Origin of the sequence: Streptomyces sp. NPDC059455 (genome assembly GCF_042750115.1) — a bacterium.
GTDB classification, from domain to species: domain Bacteria; phylum Actinomycetota; class Actinomycetes; order Streptomycetales; family Streptomycetaceae; genus Streptomyces; species Streptomyces endocoffeicus.
The window spans coordinates 65,603-81,044 of record NZ_JBHYVB010000002.1 but is presented as its reverse complement, the minus strand read 5'-3'; the positions used below and the strand labels follow the sequence as shown (position 1 = coordinate 81,044).

The 15,442-nt window shown below is 65.4% G+C and carries 18 protein-coding genes and 1 pseudogene; 1 reads left to right on the top strand and 18 read right to left on the bottom strand.

From position 1 onward, the window contains the following. Positions 1-89: 89 nt before the first annotated feature. The 18 genes and pseudogenes from ACFXB5_RS01210 to ACFXB5_RS01125 form a co-directional block, all read right to left on the bottom strand. Positions 90-743 carry an IS3 family transposase gene (locus ACFXB5_RS01210; protein WP_385201217.1) on the bottom strand — a complete coding sequence of 218 codons (654 nt, stop codon included), beginning with the start codon at positions 741-743 and terminating at the stop codon, positions 90-92. Further along, positions 734-1,003, bottom strand: a complete 270-nt coding sequence (locus tag ACFXB5_RS01205) for an IS3 family transposase (protein WP_385201215.1) — start codon at positions 1,001-1,003, stop codon at positions 734-736. The genes ACFXB5_RS01210 and ACFXB5_RS01205 overlap by 10 nt, the downstream gene beginning before the upstream one ends. Further along, positions 1,000-1,329: a transposase gene (locus ACFXB5_RS01200; RefSeq protein WP_385201213.1), complete on the bottom strand. Its 330-nt coding sequence runs from the start codon at positions 1,327-1,329 to the stop codon at positions 1,000-1,002. Before ACFXB5_RS01200 ends, ACFXB5_RS01205 begins: the two co-directional genes overlap by 4 nt. A 33-nt stretch (positions 1,330-1,362) precedes the next feature. Next, positions 1,363-2,223 carry an MBL fold metallo-hydrolase gene (locus ACFXB5_RS01195; protein ID WP_385201212.1) on the bottom strand — a complete coding sequence of 287 codons (861 nt, stop codon included), beginning with the start codon at positions 2,221-2,223 and terminating at the stop codon, positions 1,363-1,365. A gap of 99 nt (positions 2,224-2,322) precedes the next feature. Beyond that, on the bottom strand, positions 2,323-2,901 hold the full coding sequence (locus tag ACFXB5_RS01190) for a TetR/AcrR family transcriptional regulator (RefSeq protein WP_385201211.1): 579 nt from the start codon (positions 2,899-2,901) through the stop codon (positions 2,323-2,325). 394 nt (positions 2,902-3,295) lie between these two features. Further along, complete coding sequence (locus tag ACFXB5_RS01185; RefSeq protein ID WP_385201209.1) at positions 3,296-3,640, bottom strand: transposase; 345 nt, start codon at positions 3,638-3,640, stop codon at positions 3,296-3,298. Beyond that, positions 3,586-4,125, bottom strand: coding sequence for a winged helix-turn-helix domain-containing protein (locus ACFXB5_RS01180; RefSeq protein ID WP_385201207.1), 540 nt, complete (start codon positions 4,123-4,125; stop codon positions 3,586-3,588). Before ACFXB5_RS01180 ends, ACFXB5_RS01185 begins: the two co-directional genes overlap by 55 nt. A 111-nt stretch (positions 4,126-4,236) precedes the next feature. Next, positions 4,237-5,241 (bottom strand): 4,5-dihydroxyphthalate decarboxylase, encoded by a 1,005-nt coding sequence (locus ACFXB5_RS01175; protein ID WP_385201205.1) that lies wholly within the window; start codon positions 5,239-5,241, stop codon positions 4,237-4,239. A gap of 36 nt (positions 5,242-5,277) precedes the next feature. Then, on the bottom strand, positions 5,278-6,312 hold the full coding sequence (locus ACFXB5_RS01170; RefSeq protein WP_385201203.1) for an amidohydrolase family protein: 1,035 nt from the start codon (positions 6,310-6,312) through the stop codon (positions 5,278-5,280). Positions 6,313-6,673: 361 nt separating this feature from the next. Next, positions 6,674-7,268: pseudogene (locus ACFXB5_RS01165) on the bottom strand (UvrD-helicase domain-containing protein); the annotation flags it as partial. A gap of 202 nt (positions 7,269-7,470) precedes the next feature. Next, complete coding sequence (locus ACFXB5_RS01160) at positions 7,471-8,376, bottom strand: oxaloacetate decarboxylase (RefSeq protein WP_385201201.1); 906 nt, start codon at positions 8,374-8,376, stop codon at positions 7,471-7,473. A 32-nt stretch (positions 8,377-8,408) separates the two neighbouring features. Further along, positions 8,409-8,933 carry a hypothetical protein gene (locus ACFXB5_RS01155; protein WP_385201199.1) on the bottom strand — a complete coding sequence of 175 codons (525 nt, stop codon included), beginning with the start codon at positions 8,931-8,933 and terminating at the stop codon, positions 8,409-8,411. After that, positions 8,930-10,216: an aconitase family protein gene (locus tag ACFXB5_RS01150; protein ID WP_385201198.1), complete on the bottom strand. Its 1,287-nt coding sequence runs from the start codon at positions 10,214-10,216 to the stop codon at positions 8,930-8,932. Before ACFXB5_RS01150 ends, ACFXB5_RS01155 begins: the two co-directional genes overlap by 4 nt. 21 nt (positions 10,217-10,237) lie before the next feature. After that, complete coding sequence (locus tag ACFXB5_RS01145; protein ID WP_385201196.1) at positions 10,238-11,512, bottom strand: NAD(P)/FAD-dependent oxidoreductase; 1,275 nt, start codon at positions 11,510-11,512, stop codon at positions 10,238-10,240. Positions 11,513-11,558: 46 nt separating this feature from the next. Further along, complete coding sequence (locus tag ACFXB5_RS01140; RefSeq protein ID WP_385201194.1) at positions 11,559-11,873, bottom strand: 2Fe-2S iron-sulfur cluster-binding protein; 315 nt, start codon at positions 11,871-11,873, stop codon at positions 11,559-11,561. A gap of 32 nt (positions 11,874-11,905) precedes the next feature. Further along, on the bottom strand, positions 11,906-13,153 hold the full coding sequence (locus tag ACFXB5_RS01135; protein WP_385201192.1) for a cytochrome P450: 1,248 nt from the start codon (positions 13,151-13,153) through the stop codon (positions 11,906-11,908). A 13-nt stretch (positions 13,154-13,166) separates the two neighbouring features. Further along, entirely contained in the window at positions 13,167-14,159 is a 993-nt protein-coding gene (locus tag ACFXB5_RS01130; RefSeq protein ID WP_385201190.1) for an NAD-dependent epimerase/dehydratase family protein, read from the bottom strand. A gap of 107 nt (positions 14,160-14,266) precedes the next feature. Then, positions 14,267-14,611 (bottom strand): hypothetical protein, encoded by a 345-nt coding sequence (locus tag ACFXB5_RS01125; protein WP_385201188.1) that lies wholly within the window; start codon positions 14,609-14,611, stop codon positions 14,267-14,269. A gap of 124 nt (positions 14,612-14,735) precedes the next feature. Here ACFXB5_RS01125 and ACFXB5_RS01120 point away from each other — a divergent pair, with 124 nt between their 5' ends. Continuing rightward, positions 14,736-15,434: a GntR family transcriptional regulator gene (locus tag ACFXB5_RS01120; RefSeq protein ID WP_385201187.1), complete on the top strand. Its 699-nt coding sequence runs from the start codon at positions 14,736-14,738 to the stop codon at positions 15,432-15,434. Positions 15,435-15,442: the final 8 nt, after the last annotated feature.

Sequence of the window (15,442 nt, the reverse complement as noted above, 5' to 3'; positions counted from 1 at the left end):
GCTCTCCTACGGCTGTGCCCGCGTAGCAACGTCGGCAGGCCTCGAGGTGATGGCTTGCCTGTCAATCCCCCGGTTTCGTGGAGACCTTCCTATGCAGCCAGCTCTTCGGTGAAGCCGGCCCAGTAGTCATGTTCGTAGTCGATCGGGCTCTTCCAGTCGCACACGCTGTGTAGCCGACGTGCGTTGTAGAAACCGGTGATCCAGGTGACGATCTTCAGCCGGGCCTCGGTGCGGGTGACGAAGGTGCGCCGGTGCAGGTACTCGACCTTGAGCACGCTGTTGAACGCCTCGCTGACGGCGTTGTCGAAGCACGAACCGACGCGGCCCATGGACTGGGTCACGCCCGAACGCCGGCAGGCCCGGCGGAAGCGGCGGGAGGTGTACTCGCTGCCGCGATCACTACGGAAGATCACGCCCTTCACGTCGCCGCCACGGGTGGCGACGACCATGTGCAGGGCGGCAACGACCAGTTCGGCGTCGTGGCGTTCACCCATCGCGTAGCCAAGCAGGCGGCGGGAGAACAGGTCGATCACGGTAGCGAGGAAGAGCCTGCCCTCACCGGTTTCGATCTCGGTCATGTCGCCGCACCACACCTGGTCCGGTGCGTCGGCGGTGAAGTCCCGGCGCACGAAGTCCGGGGCTGCTGCCCGCCGTCCGGGCCTGGTCAGACTGCGGCGCCGGCGGATCTTCCGGCCGGCCAGGCCGAGTTCGGCCATGATCTTGGCAACGGTGTTCACCGACACCCGCACCAGCCCTTGCGCACCAGCGTGATCCAGATCTTTGGAGAGCCGTAGGTGCCACCCGAATCGTGGAAGATGCGTCTGATCTCCTCGGCGAGCCGTCCGCGCCGGATCTCACGGGCAGTCGTCGGCTTGTCGCGCCACTTGTAGAACCACGACTCCGACACCCCCAGCACCCGGCAGGTGACGCGGTGCGGCACCTGGTGCTCGGTCCTCTGGTTACCGATGAACGCGGCCACGGCCGCGGGATCCGCCTCGGTCACTTCACCCAGAGGACCATGCATCGCTTGAGCACATCACGCTCCATCTCCAGCTCGCGGATGCGCTTGTTCTTCTCCGCCGTCTCCCGGCGCAGCCGCTCCAGTTCGGCTCGCTCAGCCTCCCGCAACCGCCCGCCGGCCGCCGTCTCCACGGGCCGGTCGGACGTCGCCGTCCCGTTGCGGCGCCAGCGCGAGACCCAGCTGTGCAGCGTGCCCGGGTTGACACCGAGTTCCTCGGCGACCTCCGGGATCGGCTTCCCGGTCTCGATCACGATGCGTACAGCACCCTCACGGAACTCCGCGTCATAAGCGCGTTGCTTGGACCCCATGAAAGCTTAGATCAACGCGGCCCGGTCGTGGTGTTACTGAAGCCCCTGGATGACGCAGCTGTAGAGCAACGTCGTGACATTGACACGGGTTGGGTTGGCCTCGACCATCTGGGCGACGAACTCGGCCAGGCTCGGGCGCGGGTCGGCGCTCAGCAGCTTGTCGCCGAGCTCGACGTACTCGATGGTCTTGGCCAGCGAGCTGGCGTCGTTGACGGCGCCGGCCTTGCGGTGAGACGCGACGACGACCTGGGGGCTGCGGCTCTGGATCTCCTTCAGGGTGGCGATCCAGCCCTTGCGGGTCTCGGGGGCGCTCTCGAACAGGGGGACGTGCACGTCGTTGTAGGCGATGTCGCCGACAACGACGGCAGACAGCTCGGGCACCCAGACGTAGGAGGACTCGCTCAGGTCGGACTGGCCGGCCGAGACGCCGATGATGTCGTGGCCCTCAAGGTTGAAGCGGCCGTCGGCGGGCAGCGCCTCAGGGATGACGATTTCCTCGACGACGACGTCGGCGAAGATCGCGGAGTAGGTCGTGGTGTCGCGCTTGGTCTTCTGCTCTTCGGCGATGAAGGCGGCGGTGGCAGCGGTCGACACGACCTTGACGTGGGGGAGCCTCGCCTTGAGCGGAGCGATGCCGAGGTAGTGGTCGATGTGGCCGTGCGTGATGAAGATGTGCGTGAGCCGCTTGCCGCTCGCTTCGATCCAGTCGGCCAGGTTGCGTGAGTCCTCGACGGTGGGCAGCGTGTCGATCAAGACGGCGTCGTTCTCGCCTGCGATCAGCGTCACTGATGTCGGCGGCCAGGTCCAGCCACCCTCGGGCGGGTCGATGGGCAGCGCAATGTTCAACGGCCGGGTCGGCGCGTCGAAGGTTCTGAGGGTCAGGGCGGCGTTCATGGCTTTGCTCCTCATGGTGGGTATGTGAGTCGAAGAAATATTTTTGACCTGCAGGTACAGAATTAGGGTAGGCGGAAGGAGGAAGGGGAAATTGCCGTGTCAGAGCAGTGCGAGCGTCGCGTCGACGATGCGGGTCATGCGATCCGGACCCGGCTCGAGGCGTGACAGGACATGGAGTCCCGTAACGGTGTTGAGGAGCATGCTCGCCAGCGTCTTCGCGTCGACGTCGCTGCGAATGTCGCCCTCGCGCTGGCCTCGGGCGACAAGTGATTCGAAGACGCTCTCCACTTGATCGAACAAGTTGCGAACTTGCGTGGCCACGGCCTCGTCCAGGCGGCCGAACTCGACGGCGCTGTTGACCACCAGGCATCCGCGGCGGTCGGGATCGGCAAGGTCGCTTTCCGCGAAGAACATCAGGGCCTCACGCAGGAGGTCCTTGGCCGGCTCGGTTGCTTCCAGCCAGTACGTGAGAACCTCGACCCGAAGGTCGAGGTAGCGACTCAGGGCGAGGTCGAACAGTTGGCGCTTGCCCCCGAAGGCGTTGTAGAGACTGCCCTTGCCGATCTGCAGCCGATCGGCCAACTGCTGCGGCGAGGTCGCGCCGTACCCCTGTGTCCAAAAGACATGCATCGCCTCCGTAACAGCTCGGTCGGGGTCGAACTCCTTGGGGCGACTCATAGGACCAGCATGCCTTGTTTTTGACCCGCAGGTCAAGAGTTACGGTCCTGGGGCGACTTCACCTGACGCCCGAGGGAGGGCTTGTTGGTGTACGGGATGGTGGCTGGCCTGGTGTGTTGCTGGTTTGTTGAAAGGCCGGGTGACCGGTTCCAGCGGGGTGGCCGGGGTGTGCGAGCTGGGGCTGTGTGGTGTGCGCTGAGTGGGACTGGGTTTGTCGCAGGTGGCTCTGGTGTGAAAAGACTCGGCTGGTGTTTGTGCTGGTCAGGGCTGTTTGTGTCGACGGGGTGGCGGGGTTGGCGGCCTCCGCCTTGGGCGGGCAGTGGTGGGTTTCGGCGAGGTGGTCGAGGCGGATGGTGTCGAGTGATTGCTTACTGACCTTGAATGCGTGATGTCGTCATGGTGGCTCGCGCTGGAGGCCTGTGCCGGTGAGGCAGCCGTCGAGGACGTCGGGGCGGTACTGGAGCTGGCGTAGTCCCCGACGGACAGCGGTGATCAGGTCGTCGGGGTCGGCGAAGGCCCGGTTGGCCACGACGGTGCGCCGTAGTACGGACCAGATGCCTTCGACGGGGTTGAGGTCGGGTGCGTAGGGCGGCAGTTGGAAGAGGGTAAGCCAGTCACGGTCAGCGATGTAACGACGCATCCCTGCCGTGAGGTGGCGGGACCAGGTGCGGGTGGTCGGCGGCGTCATCGAGAATCCGGCTTCGTCCTCGAAGACGAGCCAGGCGCCGAGCGCCGCCACGGTCCTTCCACCTGCGGCCAGGTCTCCTTCACCCAGCCGGCCACCGCCGCCTCGTCTCGCTCGACGGCACGGCGAGCGAGAACCTGGCAGGTCCAGCCATGCCGTCTGAGCAGCGCGGCGACACCCTGGACGGTGTAGCTCTTGTGGAACCGGCGCCCGATCAGGGTCTTGATCCGCGACAGGGTCCAGGTCTGGTCCGGCCAGCCGTGCGCGACCGTGCCCTTGAGCAGTTCCCGCTCGAGCACGGCGAAGAGTTCGTCGCTGAGCAGCGGCAGCGATGCCGGCCCCTTCGAGGCCAGGGCTCTCGGCCCACCCTGTGACCAGGTCTTGCGCCAGCGCTGTACCGACCGGACGCCGACGCGCAGGTCATGCGCGATGTCCGCGTTCTCGTCGCCCTGCTGGAAACGCTCGGCCGCCTCCATCCGCAACTTCTCGCGAAACGCGCGCCGCTCGTCGGTCAGCCCGCCCCCTTGCGCGTACCTCATGCACCCGGCATACCGCAGGGATCATGGGCCGTCAGCCCCACCGACACCACGCTTTGAAGGTCGGTAACGGGGTCGTATCGAGCCAGAAAGGAGGAGACCAAAAGCGGAAAGTCAGGTGTCCAGAAGGCTGCCGATGAATATGTCCTCACACGTCAGGCGGGTCTTCGACAAGCCCTGCTCATACGTGTAGCGCAGGAATGTGTCGATCGTCTTCCGGTTCGCGGCGAGCCCGTGCTTCCACGAGCCCTCCCCCAGCAGCTTGCGATTTCGTTCGTACAGATGATCAAGCCACGGCACCATGTAGTCCGACTGCTGTCCCATCCTGCCGTAACCTTCGTAACGGTTCACCGCCGCGTCCCGGGACTCACAGAAGGCCTGGAACACAGCGTGCTCCAGCCCCGGATGCTCGGCGAGCAACCTACGGCGGATGACCACGGTGTGCATAATCGGGTAGATACCGGTCCGCGCGAAGTACTCGCGCTCGACAGCTTCCGCGTCCGGGAACAACGGGCGCACCAGTTCCGAACCGGCCATCACGCTCTGCGGGACGATCGCCGTGATCAATGCGTCGATCTCGCCCGCAACCAGCATCCTGTCCAGCGTCGTGCCCTCCGGCGTCGTCGTGACTTCAACGTCCGAAGGATGCAGGAACGGGATGAAGTCGAATGGCTGCTGGTACCAGTTCGTACCGCCTACCACCCACCGCGACTGATCCGGCGTCACACCGTAATCGTCGGCGAGGATACCCTTGGGCCAGATGCCGGCGTCGTGACCATACGTCGCGAACTCACCGATCGTCTTACCGATGAGGTCCTCCGGCTTGTCGATACCGCTCGATGCGTTCACATAGATCGCCGAGTGCCGGAAATGCCGGTTCGGAAACACCGGTATGGCCATGTATTCCGGGTCCGGCATCTCCAGGGTTCGCAGGTAGAATGTCAGCCCGAGCTCGGCCACGTCGAATCCGCGATTCCGGACGGTCTCTTCGAAGATCTCCGAAACGATCCCGAGACTCTCGAAGGTCGCCTCGGCGCCGTTGATCCGTACACTGCCGTCGAAAAGCGCGCTCGTGTTGTCGTATTTAGCGACGCCAACCCGCAAAGGGATGTCAGTCATCGTATTCCTCTCGCCACGTCTGCATGGATCGGTCAATCAACGCCGGATACCCGCGCGCAGTCGCTCCCAGTTCCCGGAAGCGATCTTCACGCGGTCCGCATCGCTCAGGTCCGCCTCTTGGAGGAAGCGGCGCGCGCCACCTGATGGGGCGACTTCGAAGGGATAGTCCGTGGCGAACATGATGCGGTCCACTCCGACGAGGTCGATCGCCCATCGCAGGTATCGCGGGCTGAACATACCGCTCGGCGTCACGGAGATGTTGGTGCGGAAGTACTCCACGAGCGGTCGTTCCAGTCCCGCGATCGCGGCGATCGGCTCGAGCCGTTCCAGGTAGAACAGCACGGACTCGCCCCAGTGCCCGACAACGACCTGCAGATCGGGGAACCGATCGAAGACTCCGCTGGTGATCAATCGCAGCAACTGCACACCGGTCTCGTAGTGCCAGCCGAGGCGATGCGTTCCCAGTGCCACGCCGGCCGCGTCCAGTCCGCTGTAGTAGGCCTCGCGCACCGACGGCGGCGGTGTCTGCGGATGCAGGTAGAGGGGTGCGCGCAGAGCCTCGGCAGCCTCGAAGATCGACCAGAACCGGGGCTGATCGAGATTCTCGTCGCGAGTGCGGCCGTACAGCATTGCACCGTCGAGCCCGAGTTCGGTCACAGCTCGTTCGAGTTCCCGTGCCGCCTTCTCCGGGGCCGGAGTGGCCAGCGCCGCAAGCCCCTGATAATGCTCGGGACGAGACCGGACTGTCTCCGCGATCAGCTCGTTCGCGGCGAACTGCAGGGTGACGGCCGCGTCCGCGTCCAGGCTCTGCACACCAGGCGTGGTCAGGGACAACACCTGCACATCGAGGCCGGTCTCCGCCATGTCGGCCAGCCGGCGCTCACCGAGGTCTGCCAGCTGGTGGGCCATCTCGCCCCTGCTCGCCGGGATCAATGCAAAGTCCTGCAGGATGGGATCCAGAGCCTGCCAGGCGGCGAGCACATCCGGGACGATGAAATGCTCTTCGAGACCGACGGACCTCAATGCCGAGGCGTCGCCTTCGAGATCAGATGCATCATTGCTATCTGTCATGTGGACACATCCATTGCGTATCAGCTGATCCGACATCATCGGATCCTGACTGGGTAACGGCCGTCAGTTCAACACCCGACCCAGGCCTCTCAGCGCCGCGATCAGGTTTGCCAGAACCTACGCATTGGGTCGGTGCCGTGAAACCTCGATTTCATTGAATGAACCCGCGCTCCTGTAAGCGGACCAACGCACTTGCCGCAGCCGTGTGACCACCCGGATGTCGCGGCTGAGTCGGCGATGAGCCGTTCGAAGGCACGTCCGCGAGATCTCGCTCCCTGCGCCGTCTTCGACCGTGGAGGCTCGCCGAGTTCCGCAAGGAGTTGCTCAGAGACTTCGACGATGCGCGCGAAGACCGGCGGGGCTCCGGGTGGCCTGTGCGGCGGCCTTCCTTCAGGTCTCGGGCGGCCAGTGCCAGGGCCTGCAGGCTGCCCTCCTCTCCGACCAGGCCGACCTGGTGGCCGGTGGCCTGGATGTCCATGACGGCGGCCATGGCGCCGACGTTGGTGCGCCACAACACCGCCTCCGGCCGCTCTGCCGGCCCCATTTCGGTGAGCGCTGTCTCGGCCGGTCATGCGGATCGAGGCGTCTGTGAGGGCGAGCCCGCGGTTGGCCTCGGCGGCCGGGCGGCCGAAGCGGAAGGACTGGGACAGGGACAGGGCGGTGCCGTCGAAGCCGGTCATGACGTCGCGGGCGCCGCGCCAGTGGTAGATGGCCTGGGCGGAGTCGCCGACCTTGACCAGCTGGGCGTGATCGCGCTGGTCGGTGAAGATCTGCTCGACCACAGGGTTGGTGTCCTGGGCCTCATCCAGGAGCAGGTATTCGGCGGTGGTCTGCGGGCGGGTGAGGGCCCAGATCTTCAGATAGTGGTCGCGGTCGAAGCGGACTACGCCGTCCTCGGGGTGTTGCAGGTCGTCCCACGCCTTGCGGGCGAAGGGCACGATCGTCTCGGCGAACTGGCCCGGGCAAGCATGAGGTTAAATGCCTCGCCCTCCAGCACCCGGCTCCGTTCGGCTCTCACGAACGGAGCTGGGCGAACATGCGAGGGCGACGGAGTCGTACTGATCGAAGCGGTATCGGCCCAAAAACTCAACTGACCGGAACGCATACCGCTTCGGATCAGCGGTCCATAATGAGTTTCCCGTCGATTCCTCGACCCCCTCAGGTCGTGGTGGCGTCCTTTTCCAGTTCCGCGTACCTGTCGAGGTGCATTGCCCGCATGATTTCGAGAGGGCTGTGGTACTTTCCGGGGTTGGCGGCGCGGTAGCCCGCGTCCGTTCCGTTTTCCTTGATGTGCTGCATCAATTGTGCGATGGCGTTGGCCGAGGCGGCCAACGGTGAAGCGGCGAACATCATGAAGGAGAAACCGGCCTCGGCCAAGTCCGCCGTGGTGTAACCCGCGGGCGGTCCGTCTCCCATTCCCATGACGGGACCGTTGATCTCCTTGGCCAACAACCGGAGCAGATTCATCTGTTCATCAGGCGACAGGTCAGCATACGGGCGGCCGTCGGCCTCCATCGTGATCGGCATGGCCATGTCGGCGCCGGCTTCGAGGTATGCGTTGCAACGGTCGATCACCTCGCGGATCGAGATGACGTCGGCGTCGGTGCGCGCCACGATGACGAAGTCAGGATCCGTGCGCGCCTGACACGCTGCGGTGATCCGTGCGAGCGCCTCGTCGATGCTGACCACGCTCCGGCCAGCCAGGACTGGGCAGTGTTTGGGCTGCTGCTGGTCCTCGATGTGCACGCCTGCCACACCGGCGCGCTCCATCTCCCGGATGGTGCGGTGCACGTTGAGTACGCCGCCGAAGCCGGTGTCGATGTCGGCCAGCACGGGAATGTCCACCGCGGCGGTCATCCTCGCCGCGTGTGCCGACAGTTCGGTGAGGCTCAGCAGACCGAGGTCGGGAGCGCCGAGTTGCGTCGCTTCGACGCCCAGCCCGGTGAGGTGAACGGCGTCGAAGCCCGCTATCTCGGCCAGGCGTGCCGAGAAGGCGTCGTAGCAGCCAGGAGCCACCACCAGTCCATCAGCGAGCAACTGGCGCAGCTTCGTGGTCATCTTCATGGGTGAAGTCACTTTCGTCGGATGCTTCGGGCCTAGCGAATAGCGTGCTCGGCCCCCACCGAGCGCAGTGCCCAGTTGCGGCTGCCCTTGGCATCGAGGATCTGCAGGATCACGTCACTGACCGCGGGGAACTGCTTCTCGGTGCCCTGCGTGACGTTCTTCGCGACACCCGTCCGCAGGTCGAGGTGGAGGTGGTCGCCGGTTTCCACGAACTCGCTAAGGCCGGGCAGGCCCCATGCCGCCACTCCCGCGTCGATCGCGGCGCGCAGGAAGAGGGCGTTGACACTCTCGGCGAGCAGGGCTCCGAGGCCGCTGGCGGACGATCCCATGATCGCGGCCATGTAGTAGTGCGCGTGACCGGCGCCGAGGTTCTCACCGGCGACCAGGATGTCGCCGGCTTGCACGGCGCCGGCCATGGCCGGGTCGATGTCCTCCAGGAGGTGCTTGGCGCACTCGTCCCACTGACGCTGCATGCCTTCCTTGTCGTACCGCGGGGACACCAGGTCAGTGGCCTTGATGTTGTCGCCGTACCTCCAGACTCTGCCGTCGAGAATCATCGGGTGGCCTCCAGGTCCTGCAGATACGAGGTGGGTTCGACGATCTTCCCGGCGACGGCGGAGGCCGCGGTTACCGCGGCGCTGCCGAGGTAGATCTCCGCTTCCTGGCTTCCCATGCGTCCCTTGAGGGTCTCCACCGAGGTGGATATGCACCGTTCGCCGTCGCCGAGCTTCAGTGGGGAAAGGTTTCCGCTGTAACAACCGCCGCACCCGGGCTGAGTGATCGTGGCTCCCGCGTCGAGGAACACGCGGAACAGGCCGGCCCGCTCGGCCTGGTCGGCCGTTTCGGCTGAAATGGGGGTGATGAACAGGCGTACGTCCGGGTGAACCCTCCGTCCCCGCAGTACTTCCGCCGCCAGGGCGAGGTCGGAGAGCCTGCCGCTCGCGCACGATCCGATGTTGGCGGCGTTGATCTCAAGTCCCGCGACGTCGCTGACCGGGCGCACCAGGCTGATCTCGTGCGGACCGGCCACCAGGTTCTCGAAGGTAGCCAGGTCGTAGTCGTACCGGGCCACGTAGTCGGCGTCAGGGTCGGGGCTCGCCGGCTCGAAGGGACTGCGGGCACGCCCGTCGAGATAGTCGGCCAGCACCTGGTCCGCCGGGAAGATCATGGTCAGTGCCCCGACCTGGACCGCGGCGTTGCAGATGGCCATACGCACGTCGACGGAGAGCCCGGCGAGGCCAGGGCCGGCAAACTCGATGACCCGCCCGTTCACCACATCGCCCAGGTCCCGGATGAGGCGATACCCGACGTCCTTGCCGTTCACTCCGTGCGGCAGGCTGCCGGTGACGTACACCTGGATGCACTCGGGGACCTGCATCCACACCTTACCGGTGAGCAGAGCGGCATCCGCCCCGTACATGCACGGCATCGCGAAACAGTTGGCGGCGCCCATCGTCGAGCTCTGGGTGTCCGTGCCCATGCAGATCGTGCCGGGAAGCGCCCAGCCCTGTTCCACGGGAATCTGGTGCGACAAACCGTTGCGGCCGTAGTCGTGGACGTTCTCGATCGGTATGCCCTGGTCCCGCGCGAACTTGCGGATCTTGGGGTGTTCGGTGACAGCGGCGACCGGCATCCAGTCCGGCTGGAAGCCGTGGTCGAAGCAGAAGATGACCCGCTCCGGGTCCCAGACCCTGAGCTTGTCGGCGTTGAACGCATCGATGAAGGTGGTGCCGTCCAGACAGGTCATCAGGTCTATGGAGGGCAACAGCACATCGCCTGTGTGGGTGTCCGTCTTTCCGGCTCTCCTGCCCAGGATTTTGGCTGCCATTGTCTGTCCCATGGCGGGTCTCCTCTGTATGAGCTATGTGGGCGTTTGAAGAGTGTTGGTGGCCGGGGACCGTCCTTGCGCCATCTTCTTGAGCGGCACGCTGATGTCCCCCAGCTGATCGAGACACGTCGAGACGTCCTGCATCACCAGGGAACGCCCCTGGACGAATTCCTTCGTGGAGTTCACGCAGTCCAGAGCGATGACGCTGCCCTCCCGGACGTACACGACCGAGAAGCGTCCCGCGACGATGTCGCCCCGGGTGACGGCCAGGTCGTGTCCCGCTGACAGGCCGACCGTCTGCAGCCGTATGTCGTACTGGTGGGACCAGAACCACGGGAGGGTCTCGTCCATGTGCGGAAGGCCGCAGATATGGCGGGCGACGATGTTCGCCTGGTCCGTCGCGTTGTGTACGGACTCAAGCCGGACCGGCCTACCGTGCGCGTACGTGTTGGCCCGCACCGCGCAGTCGCCGACCGCGTACACGTCCGGCAGGGATGTCATGCAGTGCGTGTCGACGACGACGCCGTTGTCCGTGCTCGCCCCCGCGCCTTGCAGCGGCGCTACGACCGGGTCGATGCCGATCCCGACGACGACCAGTCCGCAGGGGATCTCGGTGCCGTCCCCGAGTTCGACGGCGCAGACCCTTCCGTCACGTTCCTTGAAGCCGGACACGACGGCTCCCGTCCGGACGTCGACCCCGCGCCGGCGGTGTTCCGCCTCGAAGAACCGGGAAACCGTCTCACCCGCCACACGTGCCAGCACCCGGTCCGCCGCTTCGAGCAGCGTGACGTCCTTCCCGAGCTGCCGCATCACTGCTGCGGTCTCCAGTCCGATGTAACCGCCACCGATGATGCACACACGGCTGACGCCGTCCAGCGCATCGGTGATGCGGTCGATGTCCGCGGCGTTCCGCACGGAGTGCAGGCCCTTGAGACCTGCACCAGGACCGTTCCACTTCCGGGCGGTTCCACCGGCCGCCCACACCAGCCGCCGGTAGCCCAAGGACGTACCGTCGGTCAGGACGACCCGGTGGCCGACTGAGTCGACGGCCTCCACCGCCCGGCCGAGCACGAAGTCGACGCCCCGCTCCGTCCAGAACTCAGGCGGGCGTATGAGCAATTCGTCGAGGTGCTTGGTACCCAGCAAATACTCCTTGGACAACGGCGGGCGTTCGTACGGCAGGCTATGGTCGTCGCCGACCAGCGCCACCGACCCGGTGAATCCGTTCTGCCGCAATGCGACAGCCACCTGCGCACCGCCATGACCGCATCCGACGACCACGATGTCGTAAGGCTGATCGATGTTCATGTGCCTTGCTTCCGGTGATGGGGATGTTGAGGGGAGAGCCTGCGGGCTATCCGTTCGGTACGTCGACGACAATCCCGTCATGGTCTGCCGTGACCAAGAGCTGACAGCCGAGCCGGCTGTTCGGCCTGAGATCGTCGACAATGTCGAGGAGGTCGGCTTCCTCCTCGTCCGCGGGAGCGAACGTGTCCGTCCACTCCTCCGCCACGTGGACGTGGCAGGTGGCGCAGGTCAACTGCCCGCCGCATTCACCGACGATTCCGGGAACGCCATGGTTGACCGCTCCCTTCATCACGCTCTCCCCCGAGGGCACGTCCACCGGACGGGTCTCGCCACCGGGCAGGTTGTAATGTACTTTCGGCACGTTCCTGGTCTTCCTTCTCGCAGTGGCCGGGGTCAGGTTCGGTCGAACGTCACCGGGAGATTCACAAGCGCTGTGTGGTTGTCCGAGTGCTGCCACTCGAAGGGGCCCGCGACTCGCAGGTTCGTCATCCGCTGCATGGTCGCCGTCAGAGCGACCTGAAGTTCGAGCCGTGCCAGGTGCCGGCCGATACAGCTGTGCTCGCCGACGCTGAACGCCAGGTGCGGGTTGGGGTTGCGGCCCACGTCCAGCTGGTCGGGCCGGGTGAAGACCTCTTCGTCCCTGTTGGCCGAGACGAGCCAGCAGACCACCCAGTCTCCCTGGCGGACCGCTCGCCCACCGATCTCGCAGTCGCGGGTCGCGATCCGCCACTTGTACTTCGACGGCGTGACCCAGCGCAGGATCTCCTCGGTTGCGGTGGGCACCAGCGAGGAGTTCGACCGCAGGCGCTCCGCCTGCTCGGGGTGCTTCAGAAGTTCGAGGACGCCCACCGCCAGGCCGTTACGGGTGCTCTCCAGCCCGGCGGCCACGAACGAGAACGTCCACCAGCCGAGGTCGCGGTCGTCCAGTGGCCTGCCGTTCACTTTCAGCTGCGCCGCTACGGAGGTGAAATCGTCGCGGGGATCTTCGCGCCGTTGCAGAGCCAGCTCGAACATATAGCTGTGCAGGTTGTGCATCATCGTGCGCAGGGTGAGCCGCGAGTCGCCGTCGATCTGGTAGCGAGGGTCGTGCGGGCTGAGGAAACCGCCGCAATACTGCCGGATTTTGGCGCGGTCCTCCTCCGGAACGCCCATGATGTCGCTGACCAGGCGGGCGGGGAGCTGGGCGGCGACGTCCTCGACGAAGTCGCACTCACCGCGCGGGAGAACCTCCGCCATGATCGTGTCGACGCAGTCCTGGATCTGTTCCCGGAGACGGCCGACCGAAGGCGCCGCCCAGTGCTTGTTGAACGGTCGGCGGATCTGGAGATGGCGGGGTGGGTCCGTCATCGTCGGGTTGGATCCGTAGCCGAGAGGCTCGCGCTCCTCGGCGGACGGATACTCGGCGGTCTCCAGCATGATGCCGCCATGTTCGGAGCTGAAGGTTTCCGCATCTTCCAGTACGGCGGTGCAGTCCTCGTACCGGGTCACTGACCAAAAGGGGCGCGCCGAGTTCCCTTCGGTCCAGTGCACGGGGTCCTCGGCCCGCAGCCGGGCGAATACCTCGTGATGTCCTCCGGTGGAGAAGAACGAGGGCGTGGTCAGGTTGTTGTCGACATCCTGCCAATGAGTCACGGTGGTCACAGCATGTCCCTTCTCAGCGGGTGCCTTGTCCGGTCGAGGATGTCGGGAGCGCGGTGCTCGGCCGCACGTCAGTCGTCGCGTCGCCGCCGCGGAAGAGATCGACGAGTTCGCGGACACCGTCGACGAGCGAGTAGCGGGGTGTGAAGCCCAGTTCGCGCTGGGCTCGGGAGCCGTCCACTGCCGGCACCTTGGGTATGTAGTCGGGCGCTGGAGCCACTCGCACGTCCGCATCCGGGAATGCCGCGCTGAGTTCGGCCTCCAGCTCCTCGTTCGTGTAGGCCTTCAGCGTCGGAACGTTGAACAGATGGTGTTCGGGGCGGTCCACGAAGAGGGCCTGTACCAGCAGCTGGGCCATGTCCTTGTTGTAGATCGGCTGGTGCAGCGTGCTGGAGCCGAGCAGTTCGGTCGACTTCTCCAGCGCCAGCCGACGTACGGCCTCGTTGAAGAGCCCGGCGCCTCCGCCCAACCTGCCGATGCCGTAGACCAGAGCGGGACGGATCCCGATGATGTCCAGACCGCGGTCCTGCACGAACCGGTTCGCGACGATCTCCGCACCGAACTTCGACGCACCGTAGGGGTGCGTGGAGATCCGCGGATACTCCTCGGCGACGAGCGTGTTGTCATAGTCGTCGGGCGCCGAGAGCGCGGTGACCGAACTGGTCCACACGACGCGCTTCGCCTCCAGGGCGTCGGCCGCCTCGAAGATGTTCGCCGTGCCCAGCGTGTTCACCTGGAAGGCGGCCGCGGGGTCGCGCAGCGCGAACTGGGTGACCAGTGCCGCGAGATGGATCACGTGGTCCACGTGATGTCGCTTCATCACCCTCAGGATCGTGGGCAGGTCGGTGACGCTTCCCGCGACTACGGTGATCTTGTCCGCGACCGGTTCGAGGTTCGCGTGGTTGGGCTGGGAATCGAGCACCACGACGTCGTGGCCTAGCTCGACCAGGCTCTCGACGACCCGCCATCCGATGAGGCCCGAGCCACCTGTGATCAAGACGTGTGCCATGTTCCTTCTTCGTTCTGAAATTCGGTGCGGAGATCAGGATCGACGCTGCGGGAATCGGTCATGTCCGGGGCGTGGAAGAGGTCCGCGCAGGTCTCCTGACTCGGAGCTCACGACGGGTCGCCCTGGAGGTCGATGGGCTCGACCGGCCGCACCTCCCACTCCGTCACATAGTCGTTCACCGTCTGCAGCGCGATCCGGTCCGGGTCCTCGTAGTAGTGCTTGGCGGCGGTGTCGATGTCACCGCTGTAGGCGATGGCCCAGGTGAGCATGTTTTCCTCGCGGTCGGCGAAGGCGCAGACAACGCGGAACCCGTGCCTCTTGCGCACCACCACGATCTGCTTCATCACTTCGAGGAGCTCGGGCCACTTGCCCGGAACGACGGTGTAGCGCCGCAGCAGCACATGCTCGCCGCTGTTGCCGTAGGAGGTCGTATCCCCTGCCTGTGAGTCCATGATCGGACCCTCCGTTCTGCGGTCGTGCGGATTGTTCAACAGTTACACTGTTGAGCGACTCAGTCAATACGAAATTGTGCAACAGTTGAGCGTTGGCGTACCATGGGCATCCGAACTCGAGCGGGTGGACCGCCCACAGATCACGGAGTTGATGCGGGCCATGGACGGTGCCCAAGCTGCTGGCGGCCAGGCGCCTCTGGGGACGGTGTCTGCGGTCGACGCGCTCGCCGCGGCCCTGTCGGAGCGGGTGATCGCGGCCGACCTGAAGCCAGGGGACCGGATCCGTGAATCCACACTGGCGGCCGAATACCAGGTCGCCAGACACACGGCACGATCGGCCCTGAGCCGGCTCACCACGAGCGGACTGATGACCTATCAGCCCAATCGCGGATGGTCGGTGTCGGAGGTTTCCCCGGAGGAATTCGCCGATATCACGTTCCTGCGCATCGGCCTGGAGGTCCAGGCGATGCGAGAGATCGCGGCTCGCGGAGAGAAGGTAAGCCCCGAGGCCAGAGGGCTTCTCGAACAGCTACTGAACACCGAGCTGGAGATGTCCTGGCCCGAGCGGCTGAAGATCGACATGGAGTTGCACCGCGCTCTCGTGGACCAGGCCGGAAGCCAGCGCCTCAGCGAGGCCTACCGCGGTGTGCAGCTCTCACTCCAGCTGTATTTCGCCGCCCGGCTCGATTGGTTCGAGAGCATGCCGGAGAAGGAGTTCCGAGACTTGCATCGCACGCTGTGCGATGTCATCGACTCCGGCGATCCGGACCTGGTCGAGCGTCACCTCAGACAACAGCTCGACTACAACATCACCTCCGACTGAAAGGCCTT